Origin of the sequence: Stenotrophomonas sp. JAG2 (assembly GCF_041080745.1) — a bacterium.
GTDB classification, from domain to species: domain Bacteria; phylum Pseudomonadota; class Gammaproteobacteria; order Xanthomonadales; family Xanthomonadaceae; genus Stenotrophomonas; species Stenotrophomonas maltophilia_AA.
On record NZ_JBEUMH010000003.1, the window covers coordinates 256205 to 270522 of the forward strand.

General features: G+C 68.2%; 10 protein-coding genes. 4 read left to right on the forward strand and 6 right to left on the reverse strand.

Going from position 1 to position 14318, the window contains the following annotated elements; genetic code table 11:
• Nucleotides 1-35: 35 nt before the first annotated feature.
• Nucleotides 36-2279, reverse strand: coding sequence for a TonB-dependent siderophore receptor (locus tag AB9O74_RS05290; protein WP_369348680.1), 2244 nt, complete (start codon nucleotides 2277-2279; stop codon nucleotides 36-38).
• Nucleotides 2280-2641: 362 nt separating this feature from the next.
• Here AB9O74_RS05290 and AB9O74_RS05295 point away from each other — a divergent pair, with 362 nt between their 5' ends.
• Together AB9O74_RS05295 and AB9O74_RS05300 are read left to right on the forward strand one after the other, a co-directional pair.
• Nucleotides 2642-5029: a TonB-dependent receptor plug domain-containing protein gene (locus AB9O74_RS05295; protein WP_369348681.1), complete on the forward strand. Its 2388-nt coding sequence runs from the start codon at nucleotides 2642-2644 to the stop codon at nucleotides 5027-5029.
• A complete protein-coding gene (locus tag AB9O74_RS05300) occupies nucleotides 5029-6324 on the forward strand; it encodes an aminotransferase class V-fold PLP-dependent enzyme (protein WP_369348682.1) in 1296 nt (431 codons plus the stop codon). The genes AB9O74_RS05295 and AB9O74_RS05300 overlap by 1 nt, the downstream gene beginning before the upstream one ends.
• A gap of 63 nt (nucleotides 6325-6387) precedes the next feature.
• Here AB9O74_RS05300 and AB9O74_RS05305 read toward each other — a convergent pair whose 3' ends face one another.
• The 3 genes from AB9O74_RS05305 to AB9O74_RS05315 form a co-directional block, all read right to left on the reverse strand.
• Nucleotides 6388-7680, reverse strand: coding sequence for a DUF445 domain-containing protein (locus AB9O74_RS05305; RefSeq protein ID WP_179459321.1), 1293 nt, complete (start codon nucleotides 7678-7680; stop codon nucleotides 6388-6390).
• A 118-nt stretch (nucleotides 7681-7798) separates the two neighbouring features.
• The gene (locus AB9O74_RS05310) at nucleotides 7799-8689 is read right to left on the reverse strand and encodes a plasmid replication/partition related protein (protein WP_369348683.1); all 891 of its coding nucleotides are present in this window, start codon (nucleotides 8687-8689) and stop codon (nucleotides 7799-7801) included.
• A gap of 79 nt (nucleotides 8690-8768) precedes the next feature.
• The gene (locus AB9O74_RS05315) at nucleotides 8769-10121 is read right to left on the reverse strand and encodes an aspartate aminotransferase family protein (RefSeq protein WP_369348684.1); all 1353 of its coding nucleotides are present in this window, start codon (nucleotides 10119-10121) and stop codon (nucleotides 8769-8771) included.
• A 114-nt stretch (nucleotides 10122-10235) separates the two neighbouring features.
• Here AB9O74_RS05315 and AB9O74_RS05320 point away from each other — a divergent pair, with 114 nt between their 5' ends.
• Entirely contained in the window at nucleotides 10236-11738 is a 1503-nt protein-coding gene (locus tag AB9O74_RS05320; RefSeq protein WP_369348685.1) for an aldehyde dehydrogenase, read from the forward strand.
• Nucleotides 11739-11744: 6 nt separating this feature from the next.
• Here the strand turns inward: AB9O74_RS05320 and AB9O74_RS05325 are convergent, their stop codons facing one another.
• Complete coding sequence (locus AB9O74_RS05325; RefSeq protein WP_369348686.1) at nucleotides 11745-12374, reverse strand: hypothetical protein; 630 nt, start codon at nucleotides 12372-12374, stop codon at nucleotides 11745-11747.
• 173 nt (nucleotides 12375-12547) lie between these two features.
• Here AB9O74_RS05325 and AB9O74_RS05330 point away from each other — a divergent pair, with 173 nt between their 5' ends.
• Entirely contained in the window at nucleotides 12548-13825 is a 1278-nt protein-coding gene (locus tag AB9O74_RS05330) for an MFS transporter (protein ID WP_369348687.1), read from the forward strand.
• Here AB9O74_RS05330 and AB9O74_RS05335 read toward each other — a convergent pair whose 3' ends face one another.
• Complete coding sequence (locus AB9O74_RS05335; RefSeq protein WP_346478557.1) at nucleotides 13826-14287, reverse strand: bacteriohemerythrin; 462 nt, start codon at nucleotides 14285-14287, stop codon at nucleotides 13826-13828.
• Nucleotides 14288-14318 lie beyond the last annotated feature (31 nt).

Sequence of the window (14318 nt, forward strand, 5' to 3'; positions counted from 1 at the left end):
TCACTGCGCGTCGCAGTGGTCCCTTGGAGCCGGTCTCAGAGCTTCCAGCGCAGGTTCAACATCACGTTGCGCGGTTCGCCCCAGTACACGCCGTTGTAGAAACCGACGTTGCTGTAGTACTTCTTGTCGAGCAGGTTGTTGACGTTGAGCTGCGCGGAGAAGTTGTCGTTGAAGCGGTAGCCGGCGAACACATTCACCAGGTAGAACGCATCCTGGGTGATGAATGCCGACTCGGTGCGGCCGCTGGTCGCGTAATCGGCGCGCGGCTTGGTGCTGGTGCGGTAGATCCGGCTCTGCCAGGTCACGCCGCCCCCCAGCGAGAGACGGTTCCACTCACCGCTCGGGCGCCAGCTGGTGTTGAGCCGGAAGGTGTCCACCGGGTTGGTGGTGTTCTGCGCCACGCCGGCCTGGTTGCGGATGGTGGTGTGCGCGAAACCGGCCGAAAGGTTCCAGTTCCCGGTCAGGCTGCCCTGGGCTTCCAGTTCCCAGCCCTTGACCTTGTTGCCCTTGCCGGTGGACCGGTAGGCGCTGGTGCCATCGGGCAGCGAGGCGGCCGGCACCGAATCATCGAGCTCGGCGACATTGTCCTTCTCGCCCTTGAATACGGCGGCGGAAGTGTTCAGTCGGCCACCGAAGAATTCACCCTTCAGGCCGGCCTCCCACATGTCACCGACCACCGGCTCCAGGTAGTCGTTGTTCTTGTCGCGGTAGTCCTGCGGCTGGAAGATGTCGGTGTAGCTGGCGTAGGCGCTGAACTGCCTGCTGAAGTCGTAGACCAGGCCGAAGTAGGGGGTCAGCGAGTCGTCCGGCTTGTAGCCGCCGCGGGTGGTACCGGTGCGGTTGCCTGCCGCATCGTTCGTGTAGCGCCAGCTGCGGGTTTCCCAGCTGCCGTAGCGCGCGCCGAGCACGGCCAGCAACGGGTCGGCCAGCTGCAGGCGGGCGGCCACGTAGGCAGCCTTCTGCGTCAGCTCGTTCTCCGAGGCCAGCCAGTCATGCCGGGTGAGCGGCAACGGGGCGACGTCACCGGTCCAGGTGCGCCAGTCCGGTACAACGTCGTAGCCCGGCGGCTGGGTGAATTCCGAGGCAGGCGATTCGCCCTTGCGAACCGACTGGCCGACACCGAGGACCAGCTCATGCTCGCGGCCGAACAGCTGGAAGGTGCCGCTGGCGTTGAGGTCGAACACGTTCATTTCGCTGCGTTCGGCGAAATGCGAGAGGTAGGCGCGCACGCCGGTACCATCCGGCGCGGGATAGCCCTGCGCGCCGTACCAGACGTCGCCATCGGTGTTGCGCTTGGCCTGGGTTGCGCTGGCCTTGAGGGACCAGCCGTTGCCGAGCTGCTGCTCCAGGCGCACGAAGGTGGTCTTCTCCACGATAGGCCAGCTGCTCCAGCTCGCCGAAAGGTTGGTCGAGCGCGGCAGGTTGGCCGGGGTGCCGTCCGGACCCCAGTACGGCACCACGCCCCAGGTCACGCCCTTCGTTTCCGGCGACTGGTAGTCGTAGCCGACTTCGAACAGGGTGCTGTCGGTCAGGTCGGCCTGCACGATGCCGTAGAACACGTCCTTGTCGAGACGGTACACATCGCGGAAGGAATCGCTTTGCTGCTTGGCGGCGACGAAGCGCGCACGCACGCGGCCGTCCAGCGCGACCGGGCCGCCGATGTCGGCTTCCAGGCGCTGGTTGCCCCAGCGGCCCACAGTCAGGCCGGCGCTCATCGCCATCTCCTGGGTCGGGCGCTTGCGGACCATGTTGATGGTGCCCGACGGATCACCGGCGCCGGTGGTCAGGCCAGTCGCGCCGCGGACCACTTCGATGCGCTCGTAGATCGCGCTGTCGGTGTTGGTCTTGAGCGAGCCACCAAACGTGTTGAGCATCCCGTCGATCTGGAAATTGGTGATGCTGTAACCGCGCGAGATGTAGTTGATGCGCTCCGAATCGGTGACCGACACATGCACGCCGGTGACCTGGCCCATCACGTCGGACAGCGCGTACAGGCCCATGTCGTCCAGGCGCTGGCGGGTCAGCACGGTGACCGACTGGGGGGTGTGGCGCAGCGACAGGTTCAACTTGGTGGCGGTGCTGGCCTGCTTGACCGTGTAGGCGTTGGGAATCTCGCCGTCGGCGGTCACCTTGATCGTGTCCAGCGTGGTCGCCTCATTCGGCTCGGCCTCGGCGAAGGCCGGCAGCGCCGGGCCGGCGAGGGCAGCAACGAGGGCAGCAACGAGGGCGATCGTCAACAACGATGGTCGGGACAACGGTGACGCGGACGAACGGGACATGGCAACACTTCCAGTGTGAGAGGCGGCAGCACGCGCGCGCAGCGACGCTGCAGAGGCAGCAAGGCAGGCGAGGCAGCGGATCAGGAGGTGTACACGGGGCGTTGCGCGGGGAGGGCGTGGTGCATCCGGGCGCCGATTGGCTAGGCGTACAGCCGATCCGTGAATGATAGTCATTATCATTTCGTTAGACAAGCGTCACGGCGGTGTCGGGAGCGGGTAAACGCCGTGCGCTGGCGTATGTCTGGCGGTCTGCAGGACCGTCGCCTGTGTGTCACGGCCGGGCAATATCGCGTCAACAGACTGTGAGGATGTCGTGACACGCCGTCACTGCATCCCCCATCTGTTCGTTCGCGGAGTCGTCAGTGAATCGTTGTGCCCTTGCTGTTGCGGTGCTGTCCGTCCTTCCCTTCGCCACGGCCGCCGATGCGCGCGCCGAGGCCGCCCCGGCAGGGAATGCCGCGGCCCCCGCCACCCTGGACACGATGATCGTCACCGGCACGCGCGGCAGCAATCGCACGCAGTTCGACACGCTGGCCCCGGTGGACGTTTTCTCGCAGGAAGAGATCCAGGCGATCGAATCGTCCGACCTCAACGATGTGCTGGCGCAGCTGGTGCCGTCGTTCGTGGTGCAACGCATGCCGATGAACGACGGCCTGGTGTTCGTGCGGCCGGCCACGCTGCGTGGCCTCTCGCCGGACCAGACCCTGGTGCTGGTCAACGGCCGGCGCTTCCACCGCTCTGCGCTGCTCGGTGCACGCGGTGCGCAGGGCCCGGACCTGGCCCAGATTCCGGTGCATGCGATTCAGCGCATCGAAGTGCTGCGCGACGGTGCGTCGGCGCAGTACGGCTCGGATGCCATCGCCGGCGTGATCAACATCATCCTGGATGATCGCGTCGGGGGTGAGCTGTCGCTGGGCCTCTCCGAATACAGCGAGGGCGATGGCACCGGCCGCAAGATCGGCGGCCGGCACGGCTTCGCATTGGGCGACAAGGGCAGCCTGTCGCTGTTCGCCGACTGGGACAAGTCCGATGCCACCTCGCGCAGCCGCCAGCGCGCCGATGCGATCGCCTTCCAGACCGCGCATCCGGATCTGGTCGTGCCCGATCCGGTGCAGCGCTGGGGCCAGCCGGACCTGGAGAACCGCCATTTCGGCGTCAACCTCACCCTGGCCTTGAACGACAGCGTCGACCTTTACGGCTTCGGTCTGTACGGGCACAGCGAAGGCGTCAGTGATTTCAACTGGCGCAATCCCGATGGCACCGCCTCGGTCTACAACCGCAGCCGCGTGTTCCCCGGCTGGGATGCGCGCAGCCTGTACCCGACCGGCTTCAGCCCGAAATACGGCAACGAGCAGGACGACCTGCAGGGCGTTCTGGGCCTGCGTGGCTACTGGGGCGAGCGCTGGCGCTGGGATGTGAGCGGCTCCTATGGGCGCAACCGCATCGACTACACGCTGGGCAATTCGATCAACGCCTCGCTCGGCCCGGACAGCCCCACCTCGTTCTACCTTGGGCGCCTCTCGCAGGAAGAGAAGAACCTCAACGCGGATATCGTCTATTCGCTGCCGGTCAGCGCGCTGGCCGCGCCGATCAACATCGCCTTCGGCGCGGAGACGCGCGAGGAAACCTACGGGGTGGATGCCGGTGATCCGGCGTCCTATGCGATCGGCCCGGGGGCGGTCACCGGCCTGGCCGGTGGTGCCAACGGTGCGCCGGGTTTCAGTGCGGCCAATGCCGGGCGCTGGAGCCAGCGCAGCCGCGCGGCCTACATCGATGTCGAAGCCCCGTTGACGGCACGCTGGACGGTCGGCGCAGCCACCCGCTACGAGCACTTCTCCGCCTTCGGTGAAAGCGTGGACGGCAAGCTCTCCAGCCGCTTCGAGTTCACCCCGGACCTGGCGGTGCGCGGCTCGGTCTCCACCGGCTTCCGTGCGCCGACCCCGGGCCAGCTCTACACCCAGAGCACCCAGCAGGGCCTGGATACCGTGACCCTGCAGGTGTTCACCACTGGCCGCCTGTCGCCCAGCGATCCGCTCGCGATCCAGCTCGGTGCCCAGCCGCTCAAGCCGGAGCAGTCGCGCACCGCCTCGCTCGGCCTGACCTGGAAGAACGACCTGGGCTTCTCCGGCTCGGTGGACCTGTACGACATCAAGGTCACCGACCGCTTCAGCCAGTCGGCCTCGTTCGCGGTGCCGGCCGGCGTGCCCAACCCGCTGGCGTACACCTCGGTGAGTTTCTACACCAACGATTTCGATACCACCACGCGCGGTGTCGACGTGGTCGCCAGCCACACCACCGCACTCGGCGCGGGACGACTGAGCACCACGCTGGGCTACAACTACAACCAGACCCAGGTGGACAGCGGTGCCACCGGCGTGGCCACCAATGAAAGCCAGCGCCGCATCTTCGAAGAGCGCCTGCCGCGGCAGAAGGCCACCCTCGGCAGCACCTACGCGTGGGGCCGCTTCAGCGTGCTCGGCAAGCTGCGATACTACGGGGCATGGACAGACTCTTCGGGCAATGCCACCGGCGACATCTTCCAGCGCTTCGGGGCGATGAGCTTCGTCGATCTGGCCGTGAGCTGGACTGTCACCGAGCAGCAGACGCTGCGGATCGGCGCGGACAACCTGTTCGACCGCTACCCGGACGAGGCCAGCTTCCAGGCCAGTCGCGGCCTGATCTATTCGCGGAACGCGCCGTATGACACCGACGGCCGCAACCTCTACGCCGAATACCGGATCCGCTACTGATGGACCGGCAACGACGCTCTCTGCTGCGGGGCGCACTGGCCCTGCCGGTCGCCACGGTACTTTCCGGCACGACCGCCATGGGTGCTGAACCGATGGCGCTGCCGGCAGTGGGCACGCGTACGCCCACAGAGCTTGCCGCCGACGAAACCTGGTGGGCGCAGGTCCGCGCGCTGTACGACCTCACCGATGAGGTCGTGATGCTGGACAACGGCTACTGGGGCGCGATGGCGCGCCCGGTGCTGCAGGCCTACCAGCAGGCCACTACCACGGTGAATGCCGGCAACGCCTGGTTCGGGCGCCTGGCGTTCCCGCCGCTGTTCGAACAGGCCCGCGTGCGCCTGGCGCAGGTGCTGGGGGTGGAGACCGACGAGATCGTGCTCACTCGCGGTGCGACGGAAGCGATGCAGGTGCTGATCGGCAGCTACCGCGGGCTGTCACCGGGCGATGCGGTGATGTACGCGGACACCGACTACGACAGCATGATCAGCGCGATGCAGTGGCTGCAGGCGCGGCGCGGTGTGCAGCCGGTGGCGATCACGCTGCCCGAGCCATTCGACCATGACAGCATCGTGGAGACCTACCGCCGCGCGCTGGCCGCCAACCCGCGCGTGCGCCTGCTCCTGCTGACCCACGTCAACCATCGCAACGGGATGCTGCTGCCGGTGGCCGAGATCGCCGCGCTGGCGAGGGCGGCCGGCGTGGAGGTGGTGCTTGATGCGGCGCATGGCATCGGCCAGGTGGATACGCCGCTGCGCGCGCTGGGCGTGGATTTCATCGGGATCAACCTGCACAAGTGGATCGGCGCGCCGGTCGGTGTCGGCGCGGTGTATGTCCGCCGCGGACGGGTGCGTGATCTGGATCCGTACATGGGCGAGCAGGACCACGACGACATCCGTACCCGCGTGCACACCGGCACGGTCAACTTCGCGGCGTACATGGCACTGCCGGTCGCACTGGACCTGCACGAGCGCATCGGCGTGGCCAACAAGCGTGCGCGCCTGCTGCGCCTGCGCAATCAGTGGATGGACGCGTTGCGAGGCGACGCGCGCATCCAACTGCTGGGCTCGGACGACCCGCGGTTGTCCAGTGCGATCACCTCGTTCCGGCTGCGCGGGCAGACCACGATGCGCGACAACACCGCCACTTCGCAGCGGATGGTGAAGCAGTCCGGGGTGTTCGTGGTGCCACGCGAGGGGTTGGCCTCCGGCGCCTGCCTGCGGGTGACGCCGGGCATCTTCAGCACGCCGGCGCAGATGGACGCACTGGTGGCGGCGGTACGCGCGGTCGCCGGCTGAGGCACCCGACGACGCTGGCGGTGACCTCGCCAGCGTCCGGCGGCAGGCCCGACGCGGGTCGGGCTACCAGTGGAACCACACCGTCAGCGCGTGCAGGATCACGCCGATCAGGCCACCCACCAGGGTGCCGTTGAAGCGGATGAACTGCAGGTCGCGGCCCACGCTCAGTTCCAGCTGCTCGACCAGGTGGCGTTCGTCCCAGCTCTTGACCGTCTGCGCGATGTGCTCGGTCACGCCGCTGCGCAGGCGGGTGGTCAGGCGCTCGGCACCGTCCATCAGGTGCTGGTTGAGCGCCTCGCGCAGCGACGGGTCGGCCTGCAGCGCCTCACCCACGGAGGCCAGGCTGCGGCGCAGATGGCCGGCGAGCGCAGAGTCCTCGCTGGCCAGGTCGGCACGCAGGCTGGCGTGGATGCGCGCCCACAGGCCCTGCACGTACTCCTGCACGGCCGGGTGGTCGATCACCTGCTGTTTGAGCTGTTCCACTTTCTCGGCCAGCGCCGGGTCTTCGCGCAGGCGCTGGATGTAGTCGCTCAGCCAGGTTTCGTAATCGCGGCGCAGCGGATGCTCGGGCTGGGCCAGGATCTGCTGCAGTTCTTCCAGCACCGCGTGCGCCAGGCGCTCGGCCAGGGTGTCACCGATCTCGTCGATCGGTTTGACCCAGTTGACCGTGCTGGCCAGCTTGGGCCACTCGCGCTGGATGTAGCCCACGATCAGCGTGGAGGCGCGGTCTTTGACCTTCTCGTTGCCCAGCCATTCGCTGATCCGGGTCAGGCCTTCATCCAGCACGCGCTGGTGGCGGTTGTCGGCGGTCAGCAGGCCGAGCAGTTCACCGGCGGTGGCGGCCGCGTTCCACTGGCGCAGCTGCTGGATCACGAACCCCTGGATGCTGCGCCGGACCGCGGCTTCATCAAGGAAGTCCAGCGCCTGCAGCGCCCAGCCGCGGGCCATGTCGGCCAGCATGCGGGCGCGCGCGGGTTCGGCGAGCCAGCTGCCGAGGCGGCTGGCCGGATCGAACACCTGCAGCCTCGCCAGCAGCGCCTGCGGTTCCAGGAACTGGTCGCGCACGAACAACGCCAGGCTGTCGGCAATGCGGTCCTTGCTGCGCGGGATGATGGCGGTATGCGGGATCGGCAGGCCAAGCGGCCGCCGGAACAGCGCGACCACCGCGAACCAGTCGGCCAGCGCGCCGACCGCGGCGGCTTCGCAGAAGGCCGAGACCCAGGCCCAGATGCCGCGTTCGCCGTGCCAGTGGCTGACCGCGAATCCGGCCAGCATCGCCACCAGCATGGCCAGGGCGATCAGTTTGAGGCGGCGCAGCTGGGCGCGGCGCGGGTCGGGCGGGGAGATCGGCGTCATTCCGGCAGTCTAACGACCGAAGGATGATTGCGAGGTAGTGCCGGCCGCTGGCCGGCAACCAGGCACTCCCATCCGAAGGTTGTTCGCGTTGCCGGCCAGCGGCCGGCACTACACCGGATCAGGCGTCGGCCATCTCGCTGTCCTGCACCTGCTTGCGCAGCGCGGCCAGCTGCTGGCGCAGGGTGTCGTTCTCCAGGGTCAGCGCGATGATGCGCTGGCGCAGCTCGGCCGGGCCTTCGCCCAGTGCGTTGAGCGCATCGGCGATCTCGGCGGCGCGGCTGGGGTCGATCTCGGCGTCGCCATCGGCGCTGTGCAGCACCTCCTGGGCCGGCTTGCGCGGCTTGCGCTTGGACTCGCGCACACGCTTGGCGGCCTGCTTGAGCTCGTCCTTGCCGGCGGCGGCCGCGGCGCGCTGTTCGTCTTCCGGCAGGTCCGCCACGGCGGCCGCGGCGCTGATCGAGATCACCCCGGTCTTGACCGCTTCCACCAGCTCCGGCGCGGCCTGCTTGTGGATACGCTCGATCATCGTCACCTGGCTGCTGCTCAGGCGCGCTTCGCGGGCCATGTCGGCGCGGCTGACCTTCGGCGCGGCGGTCCACGGCGGGCTGTCCTCGTCATCGGCATCGGCCGGGCCGCTGATCTCGCCGTCGCTTTCCTTCTGCAGCTGGGCCTGGTCGGCGCGGTGGCGCTCGGCCAGGATGTCGCGCTTGCGCAGCGCCAGCACGCCGCGCTGGAAATCGGAGACGCTGCGGCGGCCCAGGTGCTGTTCGATCATCCACAGGTGGACGTCGTCCATCGATTGGAACCGGGTGTTCTGGATCGTCTGGAACGGCAGGCCGTGTTTCTGGCAGATGCCGTAGCGGTTGTGGCCGTCCACCAGCACCTCCCCCCACAGCACCAGCGCATCGCGGCAGCCCTCGGCGAGGATGCTACGCTCCAGCGCGTCGTGCTCGTCCGGGGTCAGCGGGTCGATGTAGGCCTTGAGTTCTTCTTTGACGACAATGTCCATGCAATCCGGTACGCGAGCGAAACGTGACCGACCATTATAAGGATCGCGGCGGCCGCCGTCGTCGCCGATGGATTCAGGCTCAGCCGGTGGCGCGGATCATCTCGCCCAGCACGTCCACGATCCGGTCGATGTGGCTGCGCTCCAGGATCAGCGGCGGCGACAGTGCGATCACATCGCCGGTGCAGCGCACCAGCAGCTGGCCGTCGCGGAAGCAGCGCTCGAACACCTCGTAGCCGCGGGCGCCCGGGGCATCCTTGCGCGGTATCAGCTCGACCGCGCCGATCAGCCCGAAGTTGCGGATGTCGATCACATGCGGCAGCCCGCGCAGGCTGTGCAGCCGTTCCTGCCAGTAGTCGCCCAGCTCGAGGGCACGCTCGAACAGATGCTCTTCGGCGTAGGTATCCAGGGCAGCCAGGGCGGCCGCACAGGCCAGCGGATGACCGGAATACGTATAGCCATGGAAGAACTCGATCGCGGCCGGCGGACCCTGCATGAAGGCACCGTGGATCGCATCGCTGGCCAGCACCGCCCCCATCGGCACTGCGCCGTTGGTCAGACCCTTGGCCAGGGTCAGCAGATCCGGGGTGACCCCGAAGCGCTGCGCGGCGAAGGCGTTGCCGACCCGGCCGAAGCCGGTGATGACCTCATCGAACACCAGCAGGATGCCGTGCTGGTCGCAGATCTCGCGCAGGCGCTGCAGGTAGCCCGGCGCCGGCAGGATCACGCCGGCCGAGCCGGCGATCGGCTCGACGAACACCGCCGCGATGGTGGACGCATCGTGCAGAGCGATCAGCCGCTCCAGATCCTCGGCCAGCTCGGCGCCGTGGCGTGGCAGGCCGGGACTGAAGGCATTGCGCTGCAGATCGAGCGTGTGACGCAGGAAATCGCTGCCCGCCAGCAACGGTCCGAAGCTCTTGCGGTTGTTGGGCAGGCCGCCGATCGACAGGCCGCCGAAGCCGACGCCGTGATACGCCTTCTCGCGGCCGATGAAGCGGGTGCGGTGGCCCTCGCCGCGCAGGCGATGGTAGGCCAGCGCGATCTTCATCGCGGTGTCGACCGCTTCGGAACCCGAATTGGTGAAGAACGCATGGTTCAAGCTGCCCGGCGCCAGCGCGGCCAGGCGCTGGGCCAGCACGAAGGGCAGCGGTGAGCCCATCTGGAAGGGCGGCGCGAAATCCAGCGTGGCGGCCTGCTGCTGGATCGCCTGTACGATCCGCGGCCGCGCATGCCCCGCGTTGCAGCACCACAGCCCGGCTGCGCCGTCCAGGATCGGGCGGTCGTCGACGTCGTGGTAGTACATGCCCTCGGCGCGGACCAGCAGGCGCGGGGAGGCCTTGAACTGGCGGTTGGCGGTGAACGGCATCCAGTACGCATCCAGGTCCGCAGGCGCTTGGCTGGCCAGGGTCGACAACGACGATTCGGGACGAGGCATGAGGCACTCCGCAGGGTCGCGATGGTCACGACTTTATCGCACCCGCCTCACGTCATCCCGTGACGGCGGCGGGTATAACCGCCTTACCCGAATGACACCGCGAGGATGACGCCCATGACCACCGCACGCACCCGTGACGACTGGCAGCGCCAGGCCGATGCACTGGCCTTCCAGGGCCAGGCCTTCATCGATGGGCGGTATGTCGATGCCGCCAGCGGCGCGCGCTACGACTGCATCAGCCCGATCGACGGCCGCGTTCTGGTGCAGGTGGCCGACGCCGATACCGTGGATGTCGACCGTGCGGTCGCGGCGGCGCGGCGCAGTTTCGACGCAGGGGACTGGTCGCGGGCCGCACCGTCGCACCGCAAGCAGGTGCTGCTGCGGCTGGCCGATCTCGTTGAGCGGCACGCCGACGAACTCGCGTTGCTGGAAACCCTCGACATGGGCAAGCCGGTGCGCGACGCGCGCCAGGGCGACCTGGCCGGGGTGCTGCGCTGCCTGCGCTGGACGGCCGAGGCGGTCGACAAGGTGTACGGCGAGGTCGCCCCTACCGCGCTGGATACGCTGGGCCTGATCACCCGCGAGCCGGTCGGCGTGGTGGCGGTGATCGTGCCGTGGAATTTCCCGCTGCTGATGGCTGCGTGGAAGATCGCGCCCGCCCTGGCGGCGGGCAACTCGATCGTGCTCAAACCGTCCGAACGGTCGCCATTGAGCGCGATCCGCCTCGCTGCACTGGTCGCCGAAGCCGGCGTGCCCGATGGCGTGTTCAATGTGCTGCCGGGCCATGGCGAGCGCACCGGCGAACCGCTGGCGCTGCACATGGACGTGGATGCGCTGGCCTTCACCGGCTCCACCGCCGTCGGTCGCCGGTTGCTGCAGTGCGCGGGTAAATCGAATCTCAAGCGCACCTGGCTGGAGTGCGGTGGCAAGAGCCCGAACCTGGTGTTCGCCGACGCGCCGGATCTGGACAAGGCCGCGCAGGCCGCCGCCACCGCCATCTTCTACAACCAGGGCGAGGTGTGCACGGCAGGCTCGCGCCTGCTGGTCCAGCGCTCGATCAAGGATGCCTTCGTGGCGCGGGTGCTCGCGCAGGGCCGGCACATGCAGCCGCAGCATCCGTTCGAGCCGGACGCCGCGATGGGCGCCCTGGTCGACGAGGCGCACGCGGGCCGCGTGCTGGACTACGTGGCACGCGGCGAGGCCGAGGGCGCGCGCCTGCTGTTGGGCGGCAAGCGGCGCGAGGTGGTGCCGGGCGGCAGCTATGTGGAGCCGACGGTATTCGATGACGTCGATCCGCAGCACACCATCGCCCGCGAGGAAATCTTCGGGCCGGTGCTGTCGGTGCTGACCTTCGATCACGAAGAGGACGCGTTGCGCATGGCGAACGACTCGGTCTATGGCCTGGCCGCCGGTGTGTGGACGCGCGACCTGGGGCGTGCGCACCGCGTGGCCCGCGGGCTGCGTGCGGGCAGTGTCTGGGTCAACCAATGGGACGGCGGCGACATGACCGCGCCGTTTGGTGGCTACAAGCAGTCCGGCATCGGCCGCGACAAATCCCTGCACGCCTTCGAAAAATACACCGAGCTCAAGGCGACCTGGATCCATCTGGGCGAATGAGGCACCTCAGCAGTCCTGGCCGTGGCGGATCAGCGCCTCGCGCAGCAGGTCGCGATCCATCTCGTCCACGGCGTTGCGCAGGTAATCGATCTGCTGCCGGGTGAGTCTGCACTGGTCCACGATGTAGCCCGGCGGCCAGGCACCGATCAGCTGGAAGATGCCCTGTACGATCTGCTCCGGCGTCATTCCCGCCTTCATGCGGAAGCGCTCGCGCCGTGCCTGGAACGCCGGGTGGACATCCCGGTCGCCCAGCACGCGCGGCACCAGTGAGGCAGCGTCGATGCCGCTGCCGGTCAGCGACGACGGCACGCTCAGGTCCAGCGGCACGGGCAGGGCCAGTGGATCCACGGCGGCGTGCGATGCGGGGGTTGGCGTGGTCGCGACGGGCGCAGGCAGGCGCCGCGATGCCGCGGCCTGCACCGGGGAAGGCAGTGTAGCCGTCGAGGGCGGGGGAACCGGTGCAGGCAATGGCGTCGGCAACCAGTACAGCGCCAGGCGCGCTTCATCAGCGGCGGCACTGGGGGCCGGTGAACGCAGCAGCACGCCCAGCATCAGTCCGTGCACCACGATCACCACGGCGATGGCGGTCGGCTGTGTCCAGCGCGAGGCGGTGGCACTCTTCCTTGAGGCAGACATCCGGGACCGTCCTGGTGGGGTGACCGCCGTGAGACCGGGCGGTGCAGGGGAAGTTCCTGCCCGATGCGCAGGTCGCCGACCCGGTCACAGCCTGACAGTCTCGTCTGCAACCATCGCGGCAGGCCCGGGGTGGGCGTGGCAGAATCCGGCAGCTGCCTATTCCCGCGTACCCGATGTCCACACCTGCTGTCGCCCCTGTCGTGAACTCCCCCCGCCGCATCCTGCTGGCGAGCCTGATCGGCACCACCATCGAGTTTTTCGATTTCTACATCTACGCCACGGCGGCGGTGCTGGTGTTTCCGCACCTGTTCTTCCCGGAGAGCAGCGACGGGGCAGCGATGCTGCAGTCGCTGGCGACCTTCGCCGTCGCGTTCATCGCGCGGCCGGTCGGCTCGGCGGTGTTCGGCCACTATGGCGACCGCATCGGGCGCAAGGCCACCCTGGTGGCGGCGCTGCTCACGATGGGCATCTCGACCGTGGCGATCGGCCTGCTGCCCACGCATGCCAGCATCGGCCTGGTGGCGCCGGCGCTGCTGGCGCTGTGCCGGTTCGGCCAGGGCCTGGGGCTGGGCGGGGAGTGGGGCGGCGCGGTGCTGCTGGCCACCGAGAACGCACCGCCCGGCAAACGGGCGTGGTATGGCATGTTCCCGCAGCTGGGCGCGCCGCTGGGCTTCCTGCTCTCGGCCGGCATCTTCCTGCTGCTGGGGCGCGCGATGAGCGACGCCGACTTCCTGCAATGGGGGTGGCGCGTGCCATTCCTGGCCAGCTCGCTGCTGGTCGGCATCGGCCTGTGGGTACGCCTGAACATCCACGAGACCCCGCAGTTCCAGGCCGCGCTGGACCGCAACGAACGGGTCAAGCTGCCGATGTTGACGGTGCTGCGCGAGCATCTGCTGACCCTGGTGCTGGGCACCCTCGGGGCATTCGCCACCTTCGTGCTGTTCTACCTGATGACGGTGTTCACGCTGGGCCACGGCACCACCGTGCTGGGGTATTCGCGTGAGCAGTTCCTGCTGCTGCAGATGGTCGGCATCCTGTTCTTCGCGGCGGGCATTCCGATTTCCGCGCTGTACGGCGACCGCTGGGGCACGCGCCGCACCATGATCGTCGCCAGCGGCCTGATCCTCGCCTTCGGCGTGGTGTTCGCGCCGCTGTTCCAGGCGGGCAGCCCCTGGCTGGTGCTGGGCTTCCTGGCGCTGGGGCTGTTCCTGATGGGGCTGACGTATGGGCCCTGCGGCACCTTCCTGGCCGAGATCTATCCAGTCCAGGTGCGCTATACCGGCGCCTCGCTCTCGTTCAACCTCGCCGGCATCCTCGGTGCCGCACCGGCGCCGTACGTGGCCACTTGGCTGGCCGAACGCTACGGCCTGGTGGCGGTGGGCTACTACCTGTGCGTGACCGCGCTGATCACCATCGTGGCGCTGCTGGCGATGGGCCGGCGCGGGCGCTGATCAGCGGAAGAAGCGCTTGAGCGTGCGGCCCAGCCAGCTGCCCTGCTGATGGTCGCGCGCGAACTGGTTGAGGTGCTGCTTGACCTGCGGCGCGTAGGCCTTGTCATCGCCACGGATGTGGTTGAACAGCCAGCGCGACAGCATCGTGCGCAGCTCTTCGGTGACGTCTTCGCCCGCCTGGAAGCGCAGCCGGTACTCGCCCACGCGCTTGCCGAAGATTTCATGCACGCGCTTGTGCGCCGCGCAGAACGGGTAGCCGGCTTCCTCCATCAGCTCTTCTTCAAAGGCGAAGTGGGACATCGTGTAGTCCACCAGCTCGTCGATCACTTCGGCCACGGCCAGCCGCTCCAGGCTCTTCTGGGCGACGTGCAGGTGGTTGAGCATCTCCACGATGCGCATGTGCTGGTGATCGATGACATCGATGCCGATGTTCAGATCGTCCTGCCAGACCAGAAGTGCCATGGTGCGTTCCCCGCGCTGTTCAACTGGGGGC